The following is a 23,242-nucleotide window of genomic DNA, read 5'->3' as shown; positions in this document are numbered from 1 at the left end:
ACGCACTTGTTTACTCACAACTGGGTGCGCGGGGTGAGAACCCGCGGTCCCTGCGCGGTAGCGGCAACGGTGTGTTCCCAGTGCGCCGCGGGTGAACCGTCGAGGGTGACAACCGTCCAGTCGTCGTCAAGCACCTCGCTGGAAACCTCTCCCCCGAGGATCAGCATCGGCTCGATCGCAAGCACTGACCCTTCCTGGATCTGGGGGCCTCGGCCGGGCTTGCCCTCGTTGGCCAAAAACGGCTCTTCGTGCATGGAGCGGCCAATGCCGTGCCCGCCGTAGCCGTCGAGAATGCCGAGCGCGACGCCAAAGCGTTGCTCCGCGGCGCGGGTTGCCGCCTTGAGAGCATGGGAGATATCCGTGAGCCGGTTTCCGGGCACCATCGCTTTGATCCCCTGGTCAAGCACCCACGCCGTAGCTCGGTTGAGCTTGTCGATGTCCTCGGCGAGCTCGCCGACACCGAACGACCACGCGGAGTCGCCCACCCAGCCGGCAAGGGTTGCGCCGCAGTCCACTGAAACCAGGTCGCCCTCTTTCAGGATGACTTTCTCGCTCGGGATGCCGTGCACTACGACGTCGTTGACGGAGACGCAAATCGACGCCGGGAAACCTTGGTAGCCGAGGAACGTCGGAACCGCGCCGTATGAGCGGATGACGTCCTCGGCAACGCGGTCAAGATCGGCGGTGGTGCGTCCCGGCGCGGCGGCCTTGCGCACCTCCTGCAGCGCAACGCCGACGACGCGGCCCGCCGCCTCCATCGCCTCGAGGTCCGAGGGCGACTTGGCGGGGATGCGTCGTCGGCGCGGGTTAAAAATCATCACGTTTGCCGCGCTGCGCCTACTTGCTCAGCTTTTCCAGTTCGCTCATTGCGCGGCCGTTGACCTCGTCGACCTCACCGACGGCGTCGATGTTGATGATCTCGTCGCCGTAGTGGTCGATGAGTGGGGCGGTCTCGTTGCGGTAGACGCCGAGGCGGGTGCGGATCGTTTCCTCGTTGTCGTCCTCGCGGCCTCGGGCGAGCATGCGCTCGACAACGACGTCCTCGTCGACCTGGAAGTTGAGAACGCCGTCGAGGGCGACGCCCTTCTTGCGCAGCAGTTCCTCGAGGATCTCAGCCTGCTCCACGGTGCGCGGGAAGCCGTCGAGAAGAAAGCCGTTGGCCGCGTCCGACTCTTCGAGGCGGGCCTCGACCATGCGCGCGGTCACCTCCGTGGGCACGAGACGGCCCGCGTCAATGTATTCCTTGGCTTCGACGCCGAGCGAGGTGCCCTCGCCGATGTTGGCGCGGAACAAATCACCAGTGGAAATGTGCGGCACGCCGAGCTTGTCCGAGAGGATGGAAGCTTGGGTACCTTTGCCGGCGCCGGGAGGGCCGAGGAGAACGAGACGCATTATCGGAGAAGTCCTTCGTAGTTGGATTGGAGAAGTTGGGATTCAATTTGCTTCACCGTGGTCAGTGCCACGGACACCATAATCAGGATAGCGGTGCCGCCGAAAGCGCTCATCCCCATGCTTCCGGTGCCGGTCACACCGGCATCGAGTGCGAGGTTGGGAAGGATCGCGATCAGGCCGAGGTAGAGCGCACCGACGAACAGCAACCGGTTCATCACAAACGCGAGGTACTGCGCGGTGGGCCGGCCTGGGCGGATGCCCGGGATGAAGCCACCGTACTTCTTCATGTTGTCCGCCTGCTCCACCGGGTCGTACTGGATGGAGACGTAGAAGTAGGAGAAGAAGATGATCATCGCGAAGTAGATCAGGATGTACTGCCACGAACCCGGGTTCTGTAGCCAGGCCATGACGTTGTTCATCCACCAGTTGTCCGGCGGCGTCGGGTTGTTCATGGTCACGATCTGCGTGATCAGGATCGGAACGTACAGCAACGAAGACGCGAAGATGACGGGGATCACACCCGCCTGGTTGACCTTCAGCGGCAGGTAGGTGGATGACCCGCCGTACTGGCGGCGGCCCACCATGCGCTTGGCGTACTGCACCGGAATCCTGCGTTGGCCCTGCTCCACGAAGATGATGCCGACCACCAGCACAATCAGCGCCGCGAGCACCAGCCCGAAGGTCACACCACCGGACTGCTCGAGAATAATGGCACCCTGGGCGGGGATCTGGGTCGCGATACCAGCGAAGATCAGCAGCGACATGCCGTTGCCGACGCCCTTTTCTGTGATGATCTCACCGAGCCACATGATCAGCACCGCACCCGATGTCATCACGATAATCATCATGATCAGCGTCCAGATGGTGCGGTCTTCCACCAGGATGGGCATGCCTTGGCCCAGCAGCTGTTCGCGATCCGCCAGCGCCACGATGCCCGCGGACTGCAACAGCGCAAGGCCGACGGTGAGGTAGCGCGTGTACTGCGTCATCTTCGTCTGGCCAGCCTGGCCCTCTTTCTTGAGCTCCTCGAAGCGAGGGATGACGACGGTGAGCAGCTGCACGATGATCGACGCCGTGATGTACGGCATGATGCCGATCGCGAAGATAGACAGCTGCAGGAGAGCACCACCCGAGAACAGGCCGATGATTGAGAACATCGTGGCCTGATCGCCCTGCGAAACCTCGTTGAGGCGCGCGCTGATCAGCGCGTAGTCGACTCCCGGTGTCGGAATCTGCGCGCCGACGCGGTAGAGAACCAACAACGCGAGGGTGATAAGGATCTTTTTGCGCAGATCAGCGTCTCTAAACGCTTGAACAATAGCGGACACAAAGCCTCCTGGCTTCCGCGGTGGGTGAGACCTCGGAAGATAGCGGACAGGTATAGCCGAGGGCTAGGAAACTCGATGCTTCCCACCCCAGGCACGTTTGACCCCAACAGCCTACCAGCCACCGGACAATCGTCGAAGTTGCGGTGCGCGTTGTCGCGCACAATACTTGAGTTACTTATCGACGCCCACACCACGTTAGGGTGTCAGGTCGTTTACCCAGAGGAGGCTTCAGTGGCGGAATTTCCCGACGTCCGCGTCGGAGACCCCGAGCGCTCGGAAGCCTTTGACCGGTTGACGCACCTGTTTACTAACGGCTATCTGGGCGTCGCCGAGTTTGATGCGCGCACCGCTGAGCTGACGCAAGCGACTTACAGGAGCGACCTCGACAAACTGTTCGCGGACATGCCTGAATCTATCGAGCGCAACTCCCCCGCCATCGCCCAGCCGGGAGATGACAGGCCAGAGCGGCGCACCCTACCGCGAGAGTTCGACGCAGACGCCGAGCTTGACAAGGTGCTGAGCCGAGGGAAGAAAGTGCAGGCCGCTGACACCATCATCTGGTCTGCCACGATGGTGCTTTTCTTCCTGGGTCTTTTCGTATTTAACTGGATGTACTTCTGGGTGGTGTTCCCGATCGCCGGCCTGGCTTCGTGGGGCGCCCGCGAATTCTTTGGGCTCGGCGACGAGGAAGAAGAAATCTTCGAGGAACTCAACGCGTCGGAAACCAAAAAGCGCGCCGAAAGGCTGCGCGTGGCCATGGAGCGTCGCAAAGAGCTCGGCCAGTGACCGCCGCGCTACGCGCGCTCCCGATCGATCGGTTTCTCGTCGCCGCTGCGGCGGCGTTGCCTGCTGTCGTAGGCCAAACCGGCGACAACACCGACCCCGACGCCGACCCCGATGCCCACACCAACGTTGTCGAAGAAAAGCATTCCCATCCAGACACCCGCTAAGAGTCCAAGGATGATTCCGTAGATGAGGCCGTTGTGCACTCCTGCGTTACCCATGTGGAAAGAATAACAAAAAGTAAGGAAGAGGCGGGCTGATCCCGTAGGTGGGAACAGCCCGCCTGTCAGTGCGGTTTTCTAAAAAACCTACGCCTCGGTGACGGTGCCTCCGGCTGCCTCGATCTTCTCGACGGCAGACTTGGAGAACTTCGTGGCGGTGACGTCGAGCTTGACGCCCAGGTCACCGTTGCCCAGAACCTTCACCGGCTCGTTCTTGCGAACAAGGCCCGCTGCGACGATGTCGGAGATGGCCACAGTGCCACCGTTCGGGAACGCCTTCTCGAGGTCTGCCACGTTGACAACCTGGAAAATGACCTTGTTCGGGTTCTTGAAGCCCTTCAGCTTCGGCAACCGCATGTGCAGCGGCATCTGGCCACCCTCGAAAGCGGCCGAAACCTGCTTGCGAGCGCCGGTGCCCTTGGTACCGCGACCTGCGGTCTTACCCTTGGATGCTTCACCGCGGCCAACGCGGGTCTTGGACTTCTTCGCGCCCTGCGCCGGGCGCAGATCATGGAGCTTGATGATGTCAGCCATGTGTAATCTACTCCCCTGCAACTTCTTCAACGGTGACCAGGTGGCGCACCTTGAGGATCTGGCCGCGGGTTGCGGCGTTGTCCTGCTTGATCACCGACTGGCCAATCTTGCGCAAGCCCAGTGCCTCCAGGTTTGCGCGGGTCGTCGGCTTCTCGCCGACCTTGCCGTGGTGCAACGTAATCTTCAGAGCCATTGTTTCTTAAGCCTCCTGTCCTGCGCGTGCGCGCAGCATGCGGGCCGGTGCAATGTCCTCGACGGGCTTGCCGCGCTTGGCGGCAATCTCCTCGGGGCGCACGAGCTCCTTGAGGCCGGCAACGGTCGCGTGAACCACGTTCAGGGCGTTGTCGGAGCCGAGAGACTTCGACAGGATGTCCTGCACGCCGGCGCACTCCAAAACGGGGCGCACGGCGCCACCGGCGATGACACCGGTACCCGGTGCGGCCGGGCGCAGCATGACGATGCCGGCGGCTGCCTCACCCTGGACCGGGTGCGGGATGGTGCCGCCGATCATCGGGACGCGGAAGAAGTTCTTGCGGGCCTCTTCAGCACCCTTCTGGATAGCGGCGGGAACTTCCTTCGCCTTGCCGTAGCCGACGCCGACCATGCCCTGGCCGTCGCCGACGACGACGAGCGCGGTGAAGGACATGTTGCGGCCGCCCTTGACGGTCTTGGCAACACGGTTGATGGTGACAACGCGCTCGATGTACTTGTCGCGATCGTCGTTCTGGTTGCGGCGGTCGTCGCGGTCGCGGCGGCCTCCGCGGCCACCGCGCTCGCCACGGTCGTTGTTGCGCTGGTTGCGGTCGTTGTTGTTCTGGTTGTCGGCGGAGCGTCCGCCGTCACGCCGTTCACGTTCGGCCATTACGCGTTCCTTCCGTTGATGGTGATGGTTTCGGTGATCATTAGAACTTCAGACCACCTTCACGAGCTGCGTCGGCAAGAGCCGCGACTCGGCCGTGGTACTTGTACCCGGCGCGGTCGAAAACCACTGCCTCGATGCCGGCTTCTTTTGCGCGCTGCGCGATGAGGGCACCGACCTTGGCGGCCTTGTCCTTCTTGTCGCCCTCGGTGCCGCGGATGTCGGCCTCCATGGTGGAAGCGGACACCAGGGTGTGTCCGGCCAGGTCGTCGATGACCTGGACGTGCATGTGGCGCGAGGAGCGGTGCACGACGAGACGCGGGGTCTCCGGGGTGCCGCGCAGGGTCTTGCGGATGCGGAAGTGGCGACGTGCGCGTGCCTCGCGGCGGCGCGAGGAGATGTCCTTGCCGACCGGGGTGCGCTTGGTGTTCTCTGCGGTGTTGCTCATGATTACTTACCCGTCTTTCCGACCTTGCGGCGAACCTGCTCGCCTGCGTAGCGGATGCCCTTGCCCTTGTAGGGGTCATCCTTGCGCAGTCGGCGGATGTTCGCGGCGATCTGGCCAACCTGCTGCTTGTCGATACCCTCGATCGAGAACTTGGTGTTGCCGTCGACAGCGAAGGTGATACCCTCCGGTGCCTGGATCAGGATCGGGTGGGAGTAGCCGAGGGCGAACTCGAGGTCCTTGCCCTTGGCCTGGACGCGGTAGCCGACGCCGAAGATCTCCATGTTGATCTTGTAGCCTTCGGTGACGCCGACAACGAGGTTGTTGACGAGCGAGCGGGACAGGCCGTGCAGCGCGCGGCTGGTGCGGTTGTCGTCCGGTCGGGAGACCACGATTTCGTTCTCTTCGACGGAAGCGGTGATCGGCTCCGGAAGCTCGAGTGCCAGGGTGCCCTTCGGGCCCTTGACCTCAACGTTGCGGCCGTCGATCTTGGTTTCGACGCCGTTCGGGATTGCGATGGGTGCTTTACCTACGCGTGACATAGTCTGTTCAACCTCCCTTTACCAGACGTAGGCGAGAACTTCTCCGCCTACGCCTTTCTCCTGGGCCTGACGGTCGGTCAGGAGGCCCTGGGACGTGGAAATGATTGCCACGCCAAGGCCGCCGAGAACCTGCGGCAGGTCGTTTGACTTTGCGTACACGCGCAGACCCGGCTTGGACACGCGGCGCAGTCCAGCGATGGAAGCCTCGCGCGTCGGGCCGTACTTGAGGTCCAGGGTCAGCGTCTTGCCGACCTTTTCTTCCTCAACCTTGTAGTCGGCGATGTAGCCCTCCTGCTTGAGGATCTCCGCGATGTTGACCTTCAACTTGGAGGAGGGCATAGACACGGTCTCGTGCTGCGCATTGTTTGCGTTGCGCACGCGAGACAGCATGTCTGCGATTGGATCAGTCATCGTCATGTGAAGTGACCGTTTTACCTTTCTCGTTGCGGTTCCCTTTAAAAACCCACCTGACCCCCACAAACTGCTTCGTGGAATGGTCGCGTTATCCGTGTGGTCTGTTGGGGGCTACTCAACGCTCCCCACGCTCAGTAACGCGGGGCGCTCGCCGCCTCCCAATACACCCGGTCCGCATGTCGGCGGGGGGCCTGCAACAAAGTTGGATGTGCAGTTAAATGAACTTGTTGAACCTTCATGGACGCCATGCGTCGGGCCCATAAGTCCAAACGAGAACCCTACCGGCCGCAGCAGCTAAGAAGCAAATTGCTACCAGGGACGTTTGTCTTCCAGTCCGCCCGCGCACAAATCCGTCGCGCAGCTAGTCTGGCGGGTGAGCCCACGTCTACCGTGCATGAGAAACGGAGCCACAACCCATGTCTTTCAACATCGCCCAAGTACGGTCCATCCTGTCAGACCTTGACGCTACTCGATCCGAGCGCGAAGAGCTGTACAAGCACTTCCACCAACACCCCGAGCTGTCCATGCAGGAAGTGGAGACGGCAAACCGCATTGCCGCGGAACTTGAGTCCCGCGGCATTTCCTATCAGCGCGTAGGCGAGACGGGGCTCGTCGCAACGATTACTAACGGCGACGGGCCGGTCGTAGCCGCGCGCGCAGATATCGACGCCCTCCCGCTCAAGGAGGACTCCGGCAAGTCGTATCAATCCACAGCACCACAGGTGGACAAGGAAAGCGGTGCGGAAGTGCCCACGTCCCACGCCTGTGGCCACGATGTCCACCTAATGAGCCTGCTCGGCGCGCTCGAGGCGTTTCACAACCATCCGGACCAATGGTCGGGCACGTTCGTAGGCGTTCTCCAACCCGCGGAGGAGACCGCCGAAGGAGCTCGCGACATGCTGGACAACGGCGTCGCAGATGTCATGCCGGCCCCCGATGTCTACCTCGGCCAGCACGTCCTAGGGTCGCTACCTGGCGGTGCGGTGGGCACCCGGCGCGGTGCAGTGTTGTCCCAAGCCTTCTCCGTGAAAGTCAAGGTCTACGGCAAGGGTTCCCACGGCGCGATGCCGGAGCTGGGCGTTGACCCGGTTGTACTCGCATCCACCATCGTGTTGCGGCTGCAGACGATTGTCTCACGCGAGGTCGTGGCCAAGGATACCGCAGTGGTTACGGTCGGCGCTCTCAATGCCGGCTCCAAGTCGAATATCATCCCGGCGTCGGCGAAGCTTCTGATTAACACGCGCGCCTACAATCAACAGGTCAGCGACCACATCAAGGAAGCGATCGAGCGGATCGTCCGCGCCGAGTGCGAGGCGGCCCGTTCGCCACAGGAGCCGGAATTTTCCTATTACGACATATACCCCTTGACGGATAACGACCCCGCCACCACGGATACCGTCCGCGCAGCGTTCGATGAATACTTCGGTGAGCTTTCGGTCGACCTCGACGCGGTGCCGGCCTCGGAGGATTTTTCGGTCATTCCGCGCGAGTTGGGGGTGCCGTACACGTTCTGGGGCCTTGGCGGTTTCGCCGATCAAGCCAACGCGCCCGGCAATCACAACCCGGCCTTCGCCCCGGACCTGCAACCGACGCTGGATCGCGGAGTCGAAGCGATCGTTGTCGCCGCCGCGGCATGGTTGACGTCCTAGGCAGATCGCGACATGGGTAGGCTCGTAATCCTCATGGGCGAAAGTCAACGCAAGGAAGGTGGCACGTGGGACGGATCAACCGCAGCTTTGCAGTGACGACGCTGTCGCTTGACGACGCCTCCGGGGCGGCACAGGTCTTCTCCGACACGCGTGCTGGAACCGCGGCCGCGGAGGAACCACTGCAACTGCGCTCGCGCGGCGTTACGCTGTTGACCACGACCCGCACCCCGGGAAACGACGTGGAACTCGTTCATGGGTGGTTGTTTACTGAGGGGCTGATCAACAACGCCTCCGATGTCGCAACGGCGCGTTACTGCGCGGGCGCCGTGGACACCGGTGGACGCAATACCTACAACCTGATGGACGTTGACATCGCAGCACCGCTCGCCCCCGTCTCACCGCTTGCGGATTCTTGCGGCGTGTCCCGGGAGCAAACCATCTCGGAGATCGTGCACAGTGCTCCTGGTCCGGTCACACCGGTTGATGTCGCCGATGAAACGTGGTTTCGCTTCGCCTACCTGGTCGTCGAAGGCAGCGCCAAGGCACCGACTCGAAACGCGGTTGTCGCTACCGCGGAGGCTGACGGTGTGCTGCGGCGAGAGGACCTAAACGTTGCCCACGCCGTCGACAAGCTCGTTGGCGCTCTGGTTCTCGACTCCGCGGTTCCTGCGTCCGGGCGCGTTCTGGTGCTCGACTCGCAGGTGACGTTTCAGATCGCGCGCAAAGCGTTGATGGCGGGGATTTCCGCCATCGTGACCACTGCGGACGCGACGTCGCTGGCAGTGGAGCTAGCCCGCCACGCAGGAATGACGCTGGTGGCCCGCGCGAGCGCGAACCGCGTCAGGGTCTACGCGGGCCTACAAACGCCCTGAGCCCTGAGTTCCCGAACTCAAGCCCGTCTCAACCCCCTGCGGGACGAGCCCGCTGGACAGTGGCAGCGAGCTCACCGCAGAGCTGAGATCAGTGGCGGAGGAACCGAGGTTGCCCTCGAAGTTCGTGCACACCGTCGGTTGCGCCGGCATGCGGCCGTGGAACGCGTCAATGACGAACGGGATACCGAACGCACCACCTGAAACCGCCTGGGCCACGTGGTTGTAGGTGGACAGCGGCGGGAGGATATCATCGCGGTAGACCACGAGCACCCCCTTCGCACACCAGGCGCGGGCAAGGACCTTGGCTTGGTCGTATGCGACGTTCTGGTCGTAGGGGCCGGAGACGATCATCACCGGAACCTTCGGCGCACCATTGCCAATGAACTGCTCGTCGACTGCCTTTCGCGCGGCGGGGTACTCGTCGGCCAGCTCGCCAAGCGAGCGGTCTCCGCTGATCCATTCGCGGGTGTAGACGCCGTCGTACTCCCTCATGATGTCGTTGGTGCACATGTTGGCCACCTTCTCCAGCGCATCGCGCCCCGCTGGAGAAACGTTCGCGTCGATGATCTCTCCGAGCTCGGGGTAGCGGACTTTCAGCCCGTTGATCGCAAAACCGATCGCGCCGGAAAGGTCTGAGCCATCGATGTTTTCCTGGACTTTAATGAGGTCCGCCGGCGGTGCCGAAGCGTAGCTGGCCACCAGGTTCACGTCGGGTGCGTAATCGGGCTGCGCCTCTGCCGCTGCCGCCGATGCACCGCCGCCCTGGGAGTGCCCGTAGACGGCCACCTTGCCGAACTGCCCGCCGCGGCTTTCAACAAGCTCCCGCGCGGCGCGCGCGGCGTCGAGCATCGCGTGCGCCTGGTCCTTGCGGTTCATATACGTGTGCAGGCCCGGGGTGCCCATCCCGATCAGATCTGTGACGACAACGCGTGCGCCCTGGCTGGCGAACATCATGTCGTAGTTGCCCTCAAGGTTGACCGTCCTGCCCGTGTAGACCGGATCTGGCTGCCCGTCAAGCGGCCAGTTGCGCGAGGGCGCGCAATGGTCGCCCTGCCCGACCGTCCCGCGCACGATCACCACGGTGGGGCGCGGGCCCTCACCGCGCCACGGCACCGTTGGTTCGAGCACGTACCCGGTCACGGGCACCAACATGCCGTCCGCATCTTCGGTGGTGTACATGATCTTGTCCACACTGGTGGGAAGGCCCGGCGAGCCGTTGCCGAGAATTCCCGAATAGGGCGCCGGCTGCGTGCGAAGAATCTCGCCGACCCGGCTCGGGGCGACGCCGGAAGTGTCGTAGAAGGGGTCCACGGCACTGGGCTGGACGCGCCCCTGCGTCACTACCGACGACCCGACCGTGGAGCCTTCCAGTGATCCTTCTGCGGCCGTTGCATGGCCCCCGCCAGCGAGAACCGCCGACACCGCTACCGCGCTCGCCGTGATTGCTGCGGCCGCAGACGGCCACACCTTCGCCGAACCCACCAAACTCATGTGACCTCCCGCACCTTAAGCCCAATTACGTACGGTAGGTCACATTAGTGGTCTACATATGTAGATGTTATGGTTTTGCTAAGTAATATTTCTGGGCGGAAGCGCCCGCCGCGACCCGACGCGGGTTTGCCCCAAATCGGACCTCTCCCCCGCCTCCACTCCCTGACCGTAGGACGCGCCGTCGAAGGTTCGCTGCGAGCGAAAGTCCTCGAAGTACAGACCGTGGTGGCGACCAAACTCCTCTTGAGCCTGCCGCGCCTTCCTGGAGTCGTCGACAAGCGCTAGCGCGTACTGGCCCGCTGTTTCCGCGACGCTGTGCTCCGCCTCGCTCAGCCGGGAAGCGATGCTGTGCGCGAAGCCAGTCATGAACGAGCGGCGCTGCACGACCGTGGAAGTAGCGTCGTACGGGCCGGCGACGATCGTCCTCGCAGCCGCGATCATCGCCGGGTTGAGCAGCGTGAAGAGCAGGTTGACGCGGTCGAGGTGGCGGCGCAGCCCGAAAATGGCCACCGAACTGATCCTCGTGCTGCGGCGCACCCGCTGGCCAAACCCGGTGCAGTGAAGTGCCCCGGCGATGCCGAGCAAGAGGGCGGCTTGCATGTCCGCGTAGGCCCCGCGGATCTCAACGGTGTGGTGCGCCACGTCATCTCCCTCATCGGGTGAGTTTAGGTCTCGTTCATCGAAGCCGTGGCTGGCCATCAGCGCAAAAGCCTTGGCGTAGAAGGACTCCCCCTCGGCCGTGCCCTGCCGATCCGCCGCCTGATTCAGCAGCTTTTGCACCTTGTCCTTGATTTTCTCGGTCGTTGCCATGATGTTGCCCATTCCCCCTGTCCGTGAGTTGTTCCTCCCCAACTGCTACCTGAGCAACCCGCACTCGTACCCGCCGGAGGTCAACGCCTGTGGATAACTGCCAATTGTGGATAAGCTTCCGACCCGCCACTAGGCTCGCGGGCATGGTGGAGGCGAGAAAACAAATGCGCGGCGAGGCGCTGCGCTCCATACTTCCCATGGTCAAGTACTCGGGTAGCAACGTCGATCAGGCCTACCGGCACCTGGTGTCGCTGCGCGCGTCGGTGATCAACGACTGCAAAGCCTGCATCACCACGCATCGTCGTGATGCGCGCGCTGACGGCTGGGACGAAAAGCGCATCTTGCGTGCAGAGGACTGGACCAACCATCGCGACCGCTTCGACGAGAAGGAAACCGCGGTGCTCGCCCTGACCGACGCGGTGACACACATTGACGGCTACGAATCCGTACCCGACGAGCTGTGGGACAGCGTCGAGAAGCACTTTGGCACCCAGGGCGCGCACGACGTGCTGGTGAGCATCCTGGCGATCAACACGTTTAACCGGCTGAGCATCACCACGCGAACCAACGCGGACGCGATTAAATCCACCATCGAATTCGACCACGACTACGACGCGACGCTCTAGGGCTCGGCGCTTGCGAATGCATACTCAGCGAAGGGACACGCACACCTAACCCCCTAGACCACAGGGCACCCGCTCAAGCGATACCCCTTTAGCTGGGCCAATCGCTGTATACAACGCCGCGCGGGACAATGACCGGCGAGTCTCCCGCCGGGTCCTCCCACACTTCGGCGCGCAGCCCGTAGGCCTGCTCCAATACCTGCGGAATCAACGCCTGCGCGGGGGTGCCCTCGGCCAGGATCCGCCCCTGCTTCATCACAACCAGGGTGTCGGAGTACATCCCCGCCAGCATCAGATCGTGCAACACCATCACCACGGCCTTGCCCCGGCGCGCTTGGCCGCGGGCGAGCTCGAGCATGGCGATGGCGTGGGCGGGGTCAAGGAACGTGGTTGGTTCGTCGAGAAGTAAAACTGGTGTGTCCTGCGCGAGCGCCATCGCTAGCCACACGCGCTGGCGCTGCCCGCCGGAGAGCTCCGCAATGTCGCGATCGACGAGCTCGGTGACTGAGGTTTCCGCGCAGGCCCGCTCGATCGCCTCCCGGTCCTCGGCGCCAAGGCCCCGCAGGCGGTCCCGGTGCGGGTGGCGGCCGCGGGCGACAAGCTCTCCGACGCGCAGACCATCAGGGGCGACGGGGTTCTGCGCGAGCATCGCAATGTGCGTCGCTGCCTGGCGAAACGACAGAGAGTGAACATCTTGACCCGCAACCGTCACCGTGCCGGCCCGGGGAATGAGAATTTTCGACATTGCCTTGAGCAGCGTCGACTTGCCGCATCCGTTCGGGCCGATCAAAGTGGTCACCTCGCCAGGGCGAGCGACCAAGCTCACACCGTGCAGCACGTCGCTGCTGCTGCCGTAACCTGCGACAATATCGCGCGCGACGACTGGTTGCCCTGCGTTCATTATTTCCTACCTCGCCTTGTCTTCATCGTGTGCTCCGAGACTGCCGCCACACCAGCAATACGAGGGCGACGCCGCCGATAGCTGATGACACCGCGCCTACGGGTGCAGCGGCGGGGATTAGCCCCGCCACCACCGCGCATACCGCGAGCAGCGCGGCACCCGCTGCGGCGGATACCACCGGCGCCGGGTTCGGCGTGCGCGCAACGATGCGCCCCAGGTGCGGGGCGAGCAGCGCGACGAAACCGATGGGCCCGACCACAGAAACCACCACCGCCGAGATCCCCGTCGCCGCTACTAACAGAGCCGCGCGCTGCGCCTTAAGGTTGACACCCAGCGCGGTGGCAGAAGTGTCGTCGTGGGCAAGCAACGGCAGATCCCGCCCACACCACAACCCGAGGGCAATGAACGGGAGCACTCCAACGCTCAGCGCGATAACGCCATCCATCCGAACAAAACCAGTCGAGCCCGCCAGCCACGTCTGCGCCTCGACGGCACGCAGCACCTCGGCTTTGAGCAGCAGGTAGCTCACTGCGGCGTGAAGCATCAGTGAGAGAGCAACCCCCGTGAGCACGATTCGGTCACCGGTGCCCACCCCGCCGAGCGCGACTAGCAGCACGACCACGCCCGCGGCACCGCAGAGCGCGAGAGCGGCGCGCCACCAGAAGTCGGGCAGTGCTTGCGAAAACTCCGGGCGGTACGTCACCGTTCCCAGCACGACGAGTAGCGCGGCCCCCGAAGTCACGCCGAGGATGTCGGGCGACGCCAGCGGGTTGCGCGCCATCGCTTGGGTCCACGCCCCTGCCATCCCGAGCGCGGCCCCGACAAGGAGCGTGGCCACGGCAACCGGCAGGCGCAGATCCCACACCACAGCAATCTCGCGGCTTGATCCACCGCCACGCAAAACGTTGAGAACCTGGGCGGGGCTCAGTTGTACGGCGCCTTGGCCCAAAAGCGCGATGTAGGCCGCGGCCGCGATCGCGGCGAACAGCACCGTGGCGCCGATGAGTCGTGAGGTTTGCCGCATCTAGATCACCGCCTTGTTCGCACCTGCGCCCCGATGCACCGCGGCGATGAGCAGCGGAGCGCCAATGAACGCGAGCACGATGGACATTTCCAGCTCCCCTGGGGTAAGCACGAGCCTGCCGAGGACATCGGCAAGCAACACGATCGTGCCCCCGAAAAGCGCGGCTGGAACCAGCAAGACCGTGAGCTGCGGGCCGACCAGCCAGCGCATGATGTGCGGGGCGGCGAACCCGACGAAGGCGACCGGTCCGGCTGCCGCGGTAGCGCTGCCGGCCAAGAGCACGATCCCAGCCGCGGCGCCAACATGCGCTCGCCGCTCCGAGCCGCCCAGGGCAAGGGAGGTTTCCCTGCCCATCGCCAACAGGTCGAGGGGACGTGCAGCAAGCAGAGCACACACCCCACCGACGGCACACCCGGCCCAGGCGACGGCCGCTTCTACGTAACCACGGCCAAAGGTGGAGCCGACCACCCAGTGGCGCATGGAGTCGAACACTTCCGTGTCGAATAATCCCAGCAGGGTTGCGGCGGAGCGCAGCGACGCGTCGACCCCGACCCCGGCGAGAATCAAGGTGAAAGGAGACAGCGACCGGCGCGCAATGAGCATGACCACGCCGGTGGCCGCGGCGGCACCCCCGAAAGCGAGGGCGAGTGAGCCGGTGAAAGTGGCGCTCACGCCCATCACCGCCCCGATCGCCATGGCGCAGGAAGCACCCGCGGTGATCCCGATAAAGCCGGGATCGGCGAGCGGATTGCGCGTCCACGCCTGGGCCAGCGCGCCTGCCAGCGCAAGCGAGGCACCGACTGCGAAGGCAAGGAGCGTGCGCGGGACGCGCAGGTCCCACACGATTCCCCGAATCTCTGCCGTGCCGGCACCGCGCAGGCCAAGAAGCACCTCGTTCGCCGGCACGGCGCGGGAGCCGACGAACAACGACGCCACGACCGCCGCAGCGACGGCGACGAGCAGCGCGGTGCACACAATGCCGGTATGACGTGTGCTTCGTCGTTCGGCGCTCATCGTGGGCGAGGTTTCTCTCGTGTCAATCTGGGCTAGGACAGCTGCTCGGTGAACTTGTCGATCGCCCACGGAATGGTCACCGGGTTGGGCATGCTCATCGCGTTGCCGACGTCGGTGGCAAGGTAGCGCACCCTGCCGTCTTTGACGATGTCCAGGTTTTGGAACGTTGGGTCGTTCTCCAGCGCGGTGAGCGCGCCGTTGTAGTCCAGGACGAATAGGTAATCCACGCCGTTTAAAGCCGCGTAGTTTTCGGGGGCGTAGTCGACGAAGAAGCTGGAGCCGTCTCCCTGAAGCTCGGTCGGGATGCTAAAGCCCAGGTTCTCGATGAACTGCCCGCGCCCGTCGCCGGCGGTGTAGAGGCCAATCTTTCCCTCGTAGGGCATCACGATTGCAGCACTTTTGCCGACGAGCTCCGGGTGGTTGTCTCGGAAGTCTGCGAAAGCCTTTTCCGTCTGCGCGATCAGTTCCTCACCCTCGGCCTGCTTACCCACGGCCGCGGCGATTGTTTCAACCTGCTTGTCCCAGGGGATCTGCCAGTTGTCGTAGCCCTCGGGCTTGAGCGTGGTCGGCGCGATTTGCTCGAGCGAGTCCTGGGCTTGGACGTCGACGGCCTGGTTGACCGCAATGATCTGGGTGGGCTCGGTGGCGGCGACCTGTTCGAGGACATCGGCGGTAAAGCCGCTGGCCGTGTTGTAGATTGTCGCCGGTCGCGCGCTGCCGAGCAGCTCCTTCGACCACGGCCCGACGCCACTTTCGTCCCCGTCGCCCTCGGCGCCCCAGGGGGCAATGGCGACGGGGGTGACATCGAGCGCGAGCAGCGTGTCGACGTCGCCAAGCCCGAGGCTTGCTATCCTCGCCTCACCTGCGCCATCGGTTGTGGCAGGCTCGCCTTCTCCTCGTGTGCAGCCTGTGAGTGCGAGTGCTGCGGCGGCCACAAGCGCGACTGCAGTGGTGGGCTTGCGCGCGAAAATTCCCATTCGATTCCTTAACTTTTTCGATTTACGACACATCAACGTGCCTAAAATGAGGGCGAGATGTATACTAAGCGCCAACGATGTACTAAAGCAAGCCTTGCCTTACTAGAGACTGATTGGTGCCATGCATAACCACGCCCTCCACACCGTCACACTGCTCGATAATCAGCAGCTCAAGCCCCGCTTGCACAGGTTGACATTCACCACAGATGCATTCGCTGACTTCCCCCTCACCGGCCCGGACGAGTACTTCGGCCTCGTCATGCCCAAACCCGGCCGCGCCTTCGAGCCGTTTGACATCGACGGCGTCAACATCCGCGCGGCGGTCGCGGCACTGCCCGAGGACACCCGCCCCGACCTGCGCTGGTACACCATCCGCAGGCTTGACAAGGACAAAAAGCTGATCGACGTCGACGTGGTCACCCACGGCGACTCCGGCCCCGGTTCGCGGTGGATCCGCCGCGCCCGTCCAGGCGCGACGGCGGGAATGTTCACCTGCCCAGCGCTGTGGACGCCGCCTACCGGATCACAGCTGCTCGTCGCCGACGCCTCCGCGCTCCCCGCGCTGCGCCACATCCTCGACTTCCAGCGCGCGAATGCCCCGGAGGCGCTAGCGCTCACCGATGTCGTTGCGGTTGTCACGGCTGACGAGGAGATCGAAGACGGGCTCCTCACCCAATGGGGCGACGCGCTTCGCAGCCTCACCGTCGTCGACGCACCCAAACACACCGAGACGGGGGCGACACTCGACACCCTGCGCGCGCTTTACCACGCACGCGCGCCGTATTCCGTGTGGGTCTCTGGCGAGGGCGCGCTCACTAAGGCTGTGCGCTCGCTCGCCATCAATACGTGGGGCGTCGCTCGCGAAGACGTTGTATGGGTGCCGTTTTGGTTTCACGGCAAGGCCCGGCCATAAGCCAAAAGGCACCCCCGCTCGCGACCCTTCTTGGAAAGGGCGCGTGCGGGGGTGCGTCGTCTCGCGGCGGCTAGTTAAGCGCGCTGCATCTTGCCGTCCTTGTCGGCGAACGGGAAGCCGAGGTGGCGCAGCAGAGCGCGGCCTTCCTCGTCGTTGGTTGCGGTGGTCACCAGAGTGATGTCCATGCCGCGGACGCGATCGACTTTGTCGATGTCGATCTCGTAGAACATGGTCTGCTCGTTCAGGCCGAAGGTGTAGTTACCAGCACCGTCGAACTGCTTGTCATTGAGGCCGCGGAAGTCGCGGATACGCGGCAAGGCCACGGATAGCAGGCGGTCCAGGAACTCCCACATGCGGTCGCCGCGCAGGGTGACCTTGGCGCCAATCGGCATTCCTTCGCGGAGCTTGAAGTTTGCGATCGACTTCTTCGCGCGACGCAGCTGCGGCTTCTGGCCGGTAATTGCGGTGAGGTCCTCGAGGGCACCGTTGATGACCTTGGAGTCGCGGGCAGCATCGCCAACGCCCATGTTGACCACAATCTTGGTCAGACCGGGGATCTGCATGACGTTGTCGTAGCCGAACTCCTCGGTCAGCTTGGCGCGGATGTCGTCCTTGTAGCGGCTCTTCAGGCGCGGGGTGTAGTTCTCAGCCATGCTTAGATGTCCTTCCCGTTCGACTTTGCCACGCGGACCTTCTTGCCGTTCTCGTCGAAACGGTAGCCCACGCGAGTCGGGGTGCCGTCGGAATCCAGGACCATCACGTTGGAGACGTGGATGGGCGCTTCCTGGGTGACGATGCCGCCGGACTCGGCGCCGCGCTCGTTGTAGGAGTTAGCGACGTGCTTCTTAATGCGGTTGACGCCCTCGACGAGGACCTTGTCGCGCTGCGGGTAAGCCTCGATGACCTTGCCCTGAGCGCCCTTGTCCTTGCCCGAGATGACCTGGACCATATCGCCCTTCTTGATCTTCATGGGTTAGATCACCTCCGGTGCGAGAGAAACGATCTTCATAAACTTCTTGTCGCGCAGCTCGCGCGCGACCGGGCCGAAGATACGGGTACCGCGGGGTTCAGTGTCGTTCTTGATCAGAACGGCAGCGTTTTCGTCGAATGAGATGTAGGAGCCGTCCGGGCGACGGGTCTCCTTCTTGGCGCGGACGATGACGGCGCGAACGACCTCACCCTCCTTGACGTTGCCACCGGGGGTGGCTTCCTTCACGGTGGCGACGATCGTGTCGCCGATGCCGGCGAAGCGTCGGACAGAGCCGCCGAGGACGCGGATGCACAGAATTTCTCGTGCACCAGTGTTATCGGCGACCTTCAGACGCGATTCTTGCTGAATCACTAGGGTCTCTCCTGACCTGGTTTCAAAGTGCGCCAGATTTCCGTCCTGCGCGCACGTGGTCAATGCTTACTTGTGCCTCTTCGCTTATCGACGAACCACGCGGCCGTGGTCGAAGGGTCTCGGGGCTCCCACTCGGAAACGCGCGGGAAACCCCGACCAGCTCAAGACAACCTGTATATTCAACCACGCCGACCTCGCAGAAAGCAAAACCCCGGACGCCGCTTCGCTTTTTTGGTGTAAACCGGTGTGCATGTCCAATCAGCAGCCCCGCGTTCTGTCCATCGCCGGCACCGATCCGACCGGCGGCGCGGGAATTCACGCAGATCTCAAGTCCATCGCCGCCGCCGGGGGTTACGGTATGGCCGTGGTCACCGCGCTCGTGGCGCAGAACACCTGCGGTGTACGCGAGGTCCATACTCCACCGCAGGATTTTCTCACAGCCCAGCTCGAGGCCGTGTTCGACGATGTCCGTGTCGACGCCGTCAAGATCGGGATGCTCGGCGACCCCGCCACCACCGCAACCGTGTCCTCCTTCCTCACGCAGCACCCGGTCCCTGTTGTCGTGGTTGACCCCGTCATGGTGGCCACCTCCGGCGATCGCCTGCTCAGCACGGATGCGGAAGGCGCACTGCGCCAGCTGATCCGCGACCACGCCACGGTGGTCACCCCCAACATCCCGGAGCTCGCGGTGCTCACCGGCGCCGCTGCGGCCACCGACTTCGACGCTGCGGTTGCCCAGGGCGCCTCGTTTGCCGCCGACACCGGCGTCAGCGTGCTGGTCAAGGGCGGCCACCTCACGAGTGGGCACGCCTCGAACGCGCTGGTCACCCCTGCCGGTGAGGTGCACGTTATCGAGGTGCCGCGGGTAGACACTCCCAACACGCACGGGACGGGCTGCTCGCTGTCGTCCGCCCTGGCCACGCGCCTAACTATCGACGCCTCCGGAAACGCCGCCGCCGAGTGGGCCTCGCACTGGCTGCACGAGGCGATTTCTCACGCCGACGCGCTGCACGTCGGGGGCGGCCACGGCCCCGTCGACCACTTCCACGCCCTGCGGCGCCGCGCCGCGAGCGGTTCCACGCGCCCCTGGGGTGAGACGGACCGGTGGCATGAGGGGGGCGTCGATACGCCGCTGCCCGCCCCGCGGATCGCGCCCGCCGGCGAGCACACGCGTCGGCTCTGGGAGATGGCGGCGCGCGTCGTTTGGCCGCAGATCCTCGGCTCGGGCTTTATCCGGGACCTTCGCGACGGCACGCTGGCGCGCGACGAGTTCGACTTCTACCTCGCCCAGGACGCACACTACCTCGGCGACTACTCCCGCGCGCTCGCGGGTTTGAGCGCCAAAGCCCCCGCGGCCGACGAGCAAGTGTGGTGGGCGCACACCGCCCAGCAAGCGATCGTCGCGGAGCAGGAACTGCACCGCTCGTGGTTTAGCGACCACGGCATCGACGTCGACACCACCCCGATCTCTCCGGTGACCCTGGGCTACGTCAGCTTCCTCAAGGCGAAGGTCGCGCTGGAGGACTACCCCGTCGGCGTGGCCGCGGTTCTGCCGTGTTTCTGGCTCTACGCCGAGGTGGGCTTGTACTTGGCGGACAGCAACTCCCCCACTCACGCCTACCGCGCCTGGCTGGACACCTATAGCGGCCAAGAATTCGTGGGCGAGGCCCGCGAGGCGATCGCGCGCGCCGAAGAGGCTCTGGCTGCGGCGACTCAGGCGCAGCATCGACAAGCGGCGGATGCCTTCATGCACGCCTGCTACTACGAGCGCGACTTCTTCGACCAGGCGGGCCGGCGCTAGCTCTCGTTGGCCGGCACCCAGCCCAGCGCCGGGGCGATGTGCTCGGCGAAGTCGGCGAGGATCTTAACGTTGAGGTCCACCCCGAGCTGGTTCGGGATGGTCAGCATCAGCGTGTCCGCGGCCTGGATCGAGGGATCCGCCTTGAGCTCCGCAATGATCTGGTCCGGCTCGGCGGCATAAGTCTTGCCGAAGGTCACCTGCCTGCCCTCCCCCAGCGATCCGATCTGCTCCGAGCTGCCCTGCATCGCGAACAGGCGGCGCGAGGTGTCGTCAACGATCGGAAAAACGCTGCGCGACACCGACACGCGCGGCGTCCACTCGTGGCCGGCCTCGGCCCACGACTCGCGGTAGCGCTGAATCTGACGGGCCTGGAGCTCGCCTAACGACGACCCGTCGGCCTCGCTGATCAGCGTCGAACTCATCAGGTTCACCCCGTCACGGGCGGCCTGCTCAGCGGACTCGAAGGACCCCGCGCCCCACCAGATGCGGCGGTCCGCGCCCGGCGAGTGCGGCAGCACCGGCAGATCGATGCCCGGGCGATACATCCGCGGGTACTGCCTGTCCAGCGGCGCCGAGACCGCCATCCCCTCGCCGCGCAGCGCGGCCATGAAGCGCTCGAAGTGATCCCTTGCTAAGTCCGCGCCGTTGTCCGCTTGGGCGGTGAAGCCGAATGACTCCCAGCCCTTGTCGGCGGGCTCGGGTGAACCGCGGGACACACCGAGGGCGACGCGCTCGTTGGAGAGCAGGTCGAGCGTGGCGATGTCCTCGGCGAGTTGCAGCGGGTTGGCGAAGCGCATATCCAACACACCCGTTCCCACCTCGATGTGCTTCGTTACCGCGGCCATTGCGGAGAGCAGCGCGATCGGTGATGAGAACTGCGGGGCGAAGTGATGCACCCGGACGTAGGCGCCGTTGACGCCGATCGCGTCCGCTTGCCGCGCGATCTCTACGGTGTCCTGCAGGGTTTGCTTCGCGCCTGGGCCCTGCTGCCCGGAAAACGCGTAGTGGCCGAAGGAAAGGAATCCAAACTTCTTCATGCCCCGTTCAACGTAGACACGTCAACATTTGTTCCTTTCCCCCGGCCACCAGGGGGGTCAATCGGCTACGCCTCGACGCCGATCTCCTTGCCGTCCTCGCGCCACGCAACAGCCACGGCTGGGCGAGGCACGGAGTTGCCACCCTCCGGCCAGTTGGAGGTCGGGTTCTCGTAGGTCGCGTCGTCCGACTCGCCCGGGTGCTGGACGTTGACCATCACGCGCTCCTCGGTCACGATCGGGCCACAGGTCTCAGCGTCCTTCGGCACCGTGAGGAAGCACTTGACCTGGCCGCGGTTCTCGCCTTCGAGGCCAACAGCGTAGAGACCGTCGTTGCTGCCCAGCGCGTTGCCGTCGGTGGAGATCCAGAGGTTTCCGTAGGTGTCGAACGCAAGGTTGTCTGGGCAGGAGATCGGGGAAACCTTGTCCTTGTCGAAGCCGCCAAAGTAGGTCGACGCCGCAACCGGGTCACCACACACCAGAAGCAGGTTCCAGGTGAAGTTCTCGCCCGCGAAGTCATCCTCGATCTCCATGACAAGACCGTTCTTGTTCTCGCGGATCGGCGCGTACTCCATCACGTCTTCCTTGCTCTTCGACGCGTTCTCGCCGGTCGCACCGCGGTAGGAGTTGTTGGTCAGGGCAACGTAGACCTTTTCGTTGACCGGGTTGACCTCAAAGTCCTCCGGGCGATCCATCTTCGTCGCACCGACCTCATCGGCCGCGAGGCGGGTGTAGACCGCAACCTCCTCGGGGGTGAAGCCGTCGACATGCGACTCGGCACCATTCTCGGTCACAGTCAGCAGCTTGACCCACGTGCCCTTACCGTCGAACTCGCCGTCGGCGGGCAGGTCGCCGTCGCCAGTGATCTCGCTCTGCGGGGAGTCGCCCTCGAGCTTGGCCACGTAGAGGGTGCCCTCGTCGAGGATGCCCATGTTGTGCTCGACGTCGCCCTCGACCATCTTCTTGGAGGAGACAAACTTGTAGATGTACTCGAAGCGGGAATCGTCGCCCGAGTAGCACACCACGGTGCCATCCTTGTCAACGTGGACGTTTCCGGCCTCGTGCTTGAAGCGGCCCATCGAGGTGTGCTTGATCGGGGTGGAGTTCGGGTCCAGCGGGTTGATCTCGACGATGTAGCCGAAACGGTTGAACTCGTTGGGCTCCTTCGCCAGGTCGAAGCGATCGTGCAGGCGCTCCCACTTGCGCTCGGAGGCCTCATCATCCACGCCGAAACGCTTCACGTCTGCGGCCGGGCGCTCGCCCGTAACGGCGGCACCGTTAGCGAAGTACTGGTCGATATTCTCCTCGCCCGACAGGAAGGTGCCCCACGGGGTCATGCCGCCCGCGCAGTTGTTCAGCGTGCCCAGAACCATCTTGCCCTCCGGGTCTGCGCTGGTCTTGACCAGGTCAGCACCAGCGAGGATACCGCGGAGCTCAAACGGGGTGTTCGCGGTGATGCGGCGGTTCAGCGGGCCGAACTCGCGCTTGAGCTCACCGGTATCTCCCACCTTGGAGACCTCGAGGATGGTGTGTCCGTGGTTCGCCAGACCAATGTTGATCTGCTCGTCGGTGGGGTTTTCAGCGTCGTAGCCGGGGAACATCTGCGGCTCGGTGGTGTACTCGTGCGAGCACACGTACACCATGCGGTTTTCATCGTCCGGGTGGTCCATCAGCCCAGCGAAGTCGTTGTTGAAGCCGAACTGCTTCTCCGCGGCGGCCGCAGTCTGGTTCTCCGGGTCGAACTCCGGGGCGTCCTGGAAGATCGGGTCACCCCACGCAATAAGAACGCTGGTGGCGTAGCCGGCCGGAACGACGACCTTGTCCTCGGTGTTCGGCGCGACAGGCTCGAACTGCATCCCCTCCGGGGCCTTGACCTCGGTGGCAGCAGCTGAGGAGCTACCCGTTGCCGCGGAAGCGGTCGTCGTACCTGCCGCGCCGTTGCCAGCTTCGGTGCCGCAGGCCGCCAGCGCGGCGCCACCGCCGACGGTGACGACACCGAGGCCGAAGGACTTGAGCACGCCGCGACGCGAGACAAGGTCACCGAAGTACGCGTTGTCTGACGTGTTGGCGCACTCGCCCCAGCATGCGTTACCGCACTTGTAGGTGCAGGTCAGCTTGGAGCGCTTGGATTGGAACAGAAGGTTAAGGCCCTTGATGGTCATGGTTGGACTCCCCGTCTTCACACGAAATGAGCATGATGTCGAAACTGGCCCATTAAACGTTAAGGCTCGACGCTTGCACACCGGAGAATCTGAGGTGAACAGTTAGTGAAT

General features: G+C 64.1%; 27 protein-coding genes. 6 read left to right on the top strand and 21 right to left on the bottom strand.

Annotation, left to right across the window (positions count from 1 at the left end):
- Nucleotides 1-14 precede the first annotated feature (14 nt).
- From map to secY, 3 genes are read right to left on the bottom strand one after another with little or no spacing between them, the layout of a single operon-like run.
- Nucleotides 15-818 (bottom strand): type I methionyl aminopeptidase, encoded by an 804-nt coding sequence (gene map, locus HMPREF0298_RS02255; RefSeq protein WP_006839468.1) that lies wholly within the window; start codon nt 816-818, stop codon nt 15-17.
- A gap of 19 nt (nt 819-837) precedes the next feature.
- Entirely contained in the window at nt 838-1,392 is a 555-nt protein-coding gene (locus HMPREF0298_RS02250; RefSeq protein WP_006839467.1) for an adenylate kinase, read from the bottom strand.
- A complete protein-coding gene (gene secY / locus HMPREF0298_RS02245; protein ID WP_006839466.1) occupies nt 1,392-2,720 on the bottom strand; it encodes a preprotein translocase subunit SecY in 1,329 nt (442 codons plus the stop codon). The genes HMPREF0298_RS02250 and secY overlap by 1 nt, the downstream gene beginning before the upstream one ends.
- Before the next feature lie 231 nt (nt 2,721-2,951).
- Between secY and HMPREF0298_RS02240 the strand changes: the two genes are divergently transcribed.
- The gene (locus tag HMPREF0298_RS02240) at nt 2,952-3,506 is read left to right on the top strand and encodes a DUF1707 SHOCT-like domain-containing protein (RefSeq protein WP_040422184.1); all 555 of its coding nucleotides are present in this window, start codon (nt 2,952-2,954) and stop codon (nt 3,504-3,506) included.
- 8 nt (nt 3,507-3,514) lie between these two features.
- Here the strand turns inward: HMPREF0298_RS02240 and HMPREF0298_RS02235 are convergent, their stop codons facing one another.
- The 7 genes from HMPREF0298_RS02235 to rpsH form a co-directional block, all read right to left on the bottom strand.
- Complete coding sequence (locus HMPREF0298_RS02235) at nt 3,515-3,724, bottom strand: hypothetical protein (protein ID WP_006839464.1); 210 nt, start codon at nt 3,722-3,724, stop codon at nt 3,515-3,517.
- An 87-nt stretch (nt 3,725-3,811) separates the two neighbouring features.
- Nucleotides 3,812-4,258, bottom strand: coding sequence for a 50S ribosomal protein L15 (rplO, locus tag HMPREF0298_RS02230; protein ID WP_006839463.1), 447 nt, complete (start codon nt 4,256-4,258; stop codon nt 3,812-3,814).
- 7 nt (nt 4,259-4,265) lie between these two features.
- Entirely contained in the window at nt 4,266-4,451 is a 186-nt protein-coding gene (gene rpmD, locus HMPREF0298_RS02225; protein WP_006839462.1) for a 50S ribosomal protein L30, read from the bottom strand.
- Between the two features lie 6 nt (nt 4,452-4,457).
- Nucleotides 4,458-5,120 (bottom strand): 30S ribosomal protein S5, encoded by a 663-nt coding sequence (gene rpsE, locus HMPREF0298_RS02220; protein WP_006839461.1) that lies wholly within the window; start codon nt 5,118-5,120, stop codon nt 4,458-4,460.
- Between the two features lie 40 nt (nt 5,121-5,160).
- Nucleotides 5,161-5,565 (bottom strand): 50S ribosomal protein L18, encoded by a 405-nt coding sequence (gene rplR, locus HMPREF0298_RS02215; RefSeq protein WP_006839460.1) that lies wholly within the window; start codon nt 5,563-5,565, stop codon nt 5,161-5,163.
- 2 nt (nt 5,566-5,567) lie between these two features.
- On the bottom strand, nt 5,568-6,104 hold the full coding sequence (gene rplF / locus HMPREF0298_RS02210) for a 50S ribosomal protein L6 (protein ID WP_006839459.1): 537 nt from the start codon (nt 6,102-6,104) through the stop codon (nt 5,568-5,570).
- 18 nt (nt 6,105-6,122) lie between these two features.
- Nucleotides 6,123-6,521 (bottom strand): 30S ribosomal protein S8, encoded by a 399-nt coding sequence (gene rpsH / locus HMPREF0298_RS02205; protein WP_006839458.1) that lies wholly within the window; start codon nt 6,519-6,521, stop codon nt 6,123-6,125.
- A gap of 413 nt (nt 6,522-6,934) precedes the next feature.
- On the opposite strand from rpsH, the gene HMPREF0298_RS02200 reads away from it, so the two are divergent.
- Together HMPREF0298_RS02200 and HMPREF0298_RS02195 are read left to right on the top strand one after the other, a co-directional pair.
- Nucleotides 6,935-8,167: an amidohydrolase gene (locus HMPREF0298_RS02200; protein WP_006839457.1), complete on the top strand. Its 1,233-nt coding sequence runs from the start codon at nt 6,935-6,937 to the stop codon at nt 8,165-8,167.
- Between the two features lie 65 nt (nt 8,168-8,232).
- Entirely contained in the window at nt 8,233-9,039 is an 807-nt protein-coding gene (locus HMPREF0298_RS02195; protein ID WP_006839456.1) for a formate dehydrogenase accessory sulfurtransferase FdhD, read from the top strand.
- On the opposite strand, the gene HMPREF0298_RS02190 is transcribed toward HMPREF0298_RS02195, so the two are convergent.
- On the bottom strand, nt 9,025-10,530 hold the full coding sequence (locus HMPREF0298_RS02190; RefSeq protein WP_006839455.1) for a lipase family protein: 1,506 nt from the start codon (nt 10,528-10,530) through the stop codon (nt 9,025-9,027). The genes HMPREF0298_RS02195 and HMPREF0298_RS02190 overlap by 15 nt on opposite strands.
- Nucleotides 10,531-10,608: 78 nt before the next feature.
- Entirely contained in the window at nt 10,609-11,340 is a 732-nt protein-coding gene (locus HMPREF0298_RS02185) for a DUF2786 domain-containing protein (protein ID WP_157464341.1), read from the bottom strand.
- Nucleotides 11,341-11,483: 143 nt separating this feature from the next.
- Between HMPREF0298_RS02185 and HMPREF0298_RS02180 the strand changes: the two genes are divergently transcribed.
- The gene (locus HMPREF0298_RS02180; protein WP_006839453.1) at nt 11,484-11,966 is read left to right on the top strand and encodes a carboxymuconolactone decarboxylase family protein; all 483 of its coding nucleotides are present in this window, start codon (nt 11,484-11,486) and stop codon (nt 11,964-11,966) included.
- An 88-nt stretch (nt 11,967-12,054) separates the two neighbouring features.
- On the opposite strand, the gene HMPREF0298_RS02175 is transcribed toward HMPREF0298_RS02180, so the two are convergent.
- The 4 genes from HMPREF0298_RS02175 to HMPREF0298_RS02160 are packed head-to-tail and all read right to left on the bottom strand — an operon-like array spanning nt 12,055 to nt 15,879.
- Nucleotides 12,055-12,864, bottom strand: coding sequence for an ABC transporter ATP-binding protein (locus HMPREF0298_RS02175; protein ID WP_006839452.1), 810 nt, complete (start codon nt 12,862-12,864; stop codon nt 12,055-12,057).
- 22 nt (nt 12,865-12,886) lie between these two features.
- Nucleotides 12,887-13,888, bottom strand: a complete 1,002-nt coding sequence (locus HMPREF0298_RS02170) for a FecCD family ABC transporter permease (protein ID WP_006839451.1) — start codon at nt 13,886-13,888, stop codon at nt 12,887-12,889.
- Nucleotides 13,889-14,902 (bottom strand): FecCD family ABC transporter permease, encoded by a 1,014-nt coding sequence (locus HMPREF0298_RS02165; protein ID WP_083789484.1) that lies wholly within the window; start codon nt 14,900-14,902, stop codon nt 13,889-13,891.
- Nucleotides 14,903-14,934: 32 nt separating this feature from the next.
- Complete coding sequence (locus tag HMPREF0298_RS02160; RefSeq protein WP_006839449.1) at nt 14,935-15,879, bottom strand: ABC transporter substrate-binding protein; 945 nt, start codon at nt 15,877-15,879, stop codon at nt 14,935-14,937.
- Nucleotides 15,880-16,000: 121 nt separating this feature from the next.
- Here HMPREF0298_RS02160 and HMPREF0298_RS02155 point away from each other — a divergent pair, with 121 nt between their 5' ends.
- Entirely contained in the window at nt 16,001-16,792 is a 792-nt protein-coding gene (locus tag HMPREF0298_RS02155; protein WP_006839448.1) for a siderophore-interacting protein, read from the top strand.
- Nucleotides 16,793-16,866: 74 nt separating this feature from the next.
- Here HMPREF0298_RS02155 and rplE read toward each other — a convergent pair whose 3' ends face one another.
- Genes rplE through rplN form a run of 3 tightly spaced genes read right to left on the bottom strand, consistent with a single transcriptional unit; the run spans nt 16,867 to nt 18,134 of the window.
- Complete coding sequence (gene rplE / locus HMPREF0298_RS02150) at nt 16,867-17,445, bottom strand: 50S ribosomal protein L5 (protein ID WP_006839447.1); 579 nt, start codon at nt 17,443-17,445, stop codon at nt 16,867-16,869.
- Between the two features lie 2 nt (nt 17,446-17,447).
- Complete coding sequence (gene rplX / locus HMPREF0298_RS02145; protein ID WP_006839446.1) at nt 17,448-17,762, bottom strand: 50S ribosomal protein L24; 315 nt, start codon at nt 17,760-17,762, stop codon at nt 17,448-17,450.
- Nucleotides 17,763-17,765: 3 nt separating this feature from the next.
- The gene (gene rplN, locus HMPREF0298_RS02140) at nt 17,766-18,134 is read right to left on the bottom strand and encodes a 50S ribosomal protein L14 (protein WP_040422171.1); all 369 of its coding nucleotides are present in this window, start codon (nt 18,132-18,134) and stop codon (nt 17,766-17,768) included.
- Nucleotides 18,135-18,384: 250 nt separating this feature from the next.
- Between rplN and HMPREF0298_RS02135 the strand changes: the two genes are divergently transcribed.
- Nucleotides 18,385-19,935, top strand: a complete 1,551-nt coding sequence (locus HMPREF0298_RS02135) for a bifunctional hydroxymethylpyrimidine kinase/phosphomethylpyrimidine kinase (RefSeq protein ID WP_040422170.1) — start codon at nt 18,385-18,387, stop codon at nt 19,933-19,935.
- Here HMPREF0298_RS02135 and HMPREF0298_RS02130 read toward each other — a convergent pair.
- Nucleotides 19,932-20,972 (bottom strand): LLM class flavin-dependent oxidoreductase, encoded by a 1,041-nt coding sequence (locus HMPREF0298_RS02130; RefSeq protein WP_006839443.1) that lies wholly within the window; start codon nt 20,970-20,972, stop codon nt 19,932-19,934. The two genes, HMPREF0298_RS02135 and HMPREF0298_RS02130, sit on opposite strands and share 4 nt — an antisense overlap.
- Before the next feature lie 65 nt (nt 20,973-21,037).
- A complete protein-coding gene (locus HMPREF0298_RS02125) occupies nt 21,038-23,131 on the bottom strand; it encodes a PhoX family protein (RefSeq protein WP_006839442.1) in 2,094 nt (697 codons plus the stop codon).
- Nucleotides 23,132-23,242 lie beyond the last annotated feature (111 nt).

Source organism: Corynebacterium lipophiloflavum DSM 44291, from assembly GCF_000159635.1.
Lineage (GTDB): Bacteria > Actinomycetota > Actinomycetes > Mycobacteriales > Mycobacteriaceae > Corynebacterium > Corynebacterium lipophiloflavum.
Note: the sequence above shows the minus strand (reverse complement) of the source record. Positions and strands in the feature narration are given on the sequence as shown.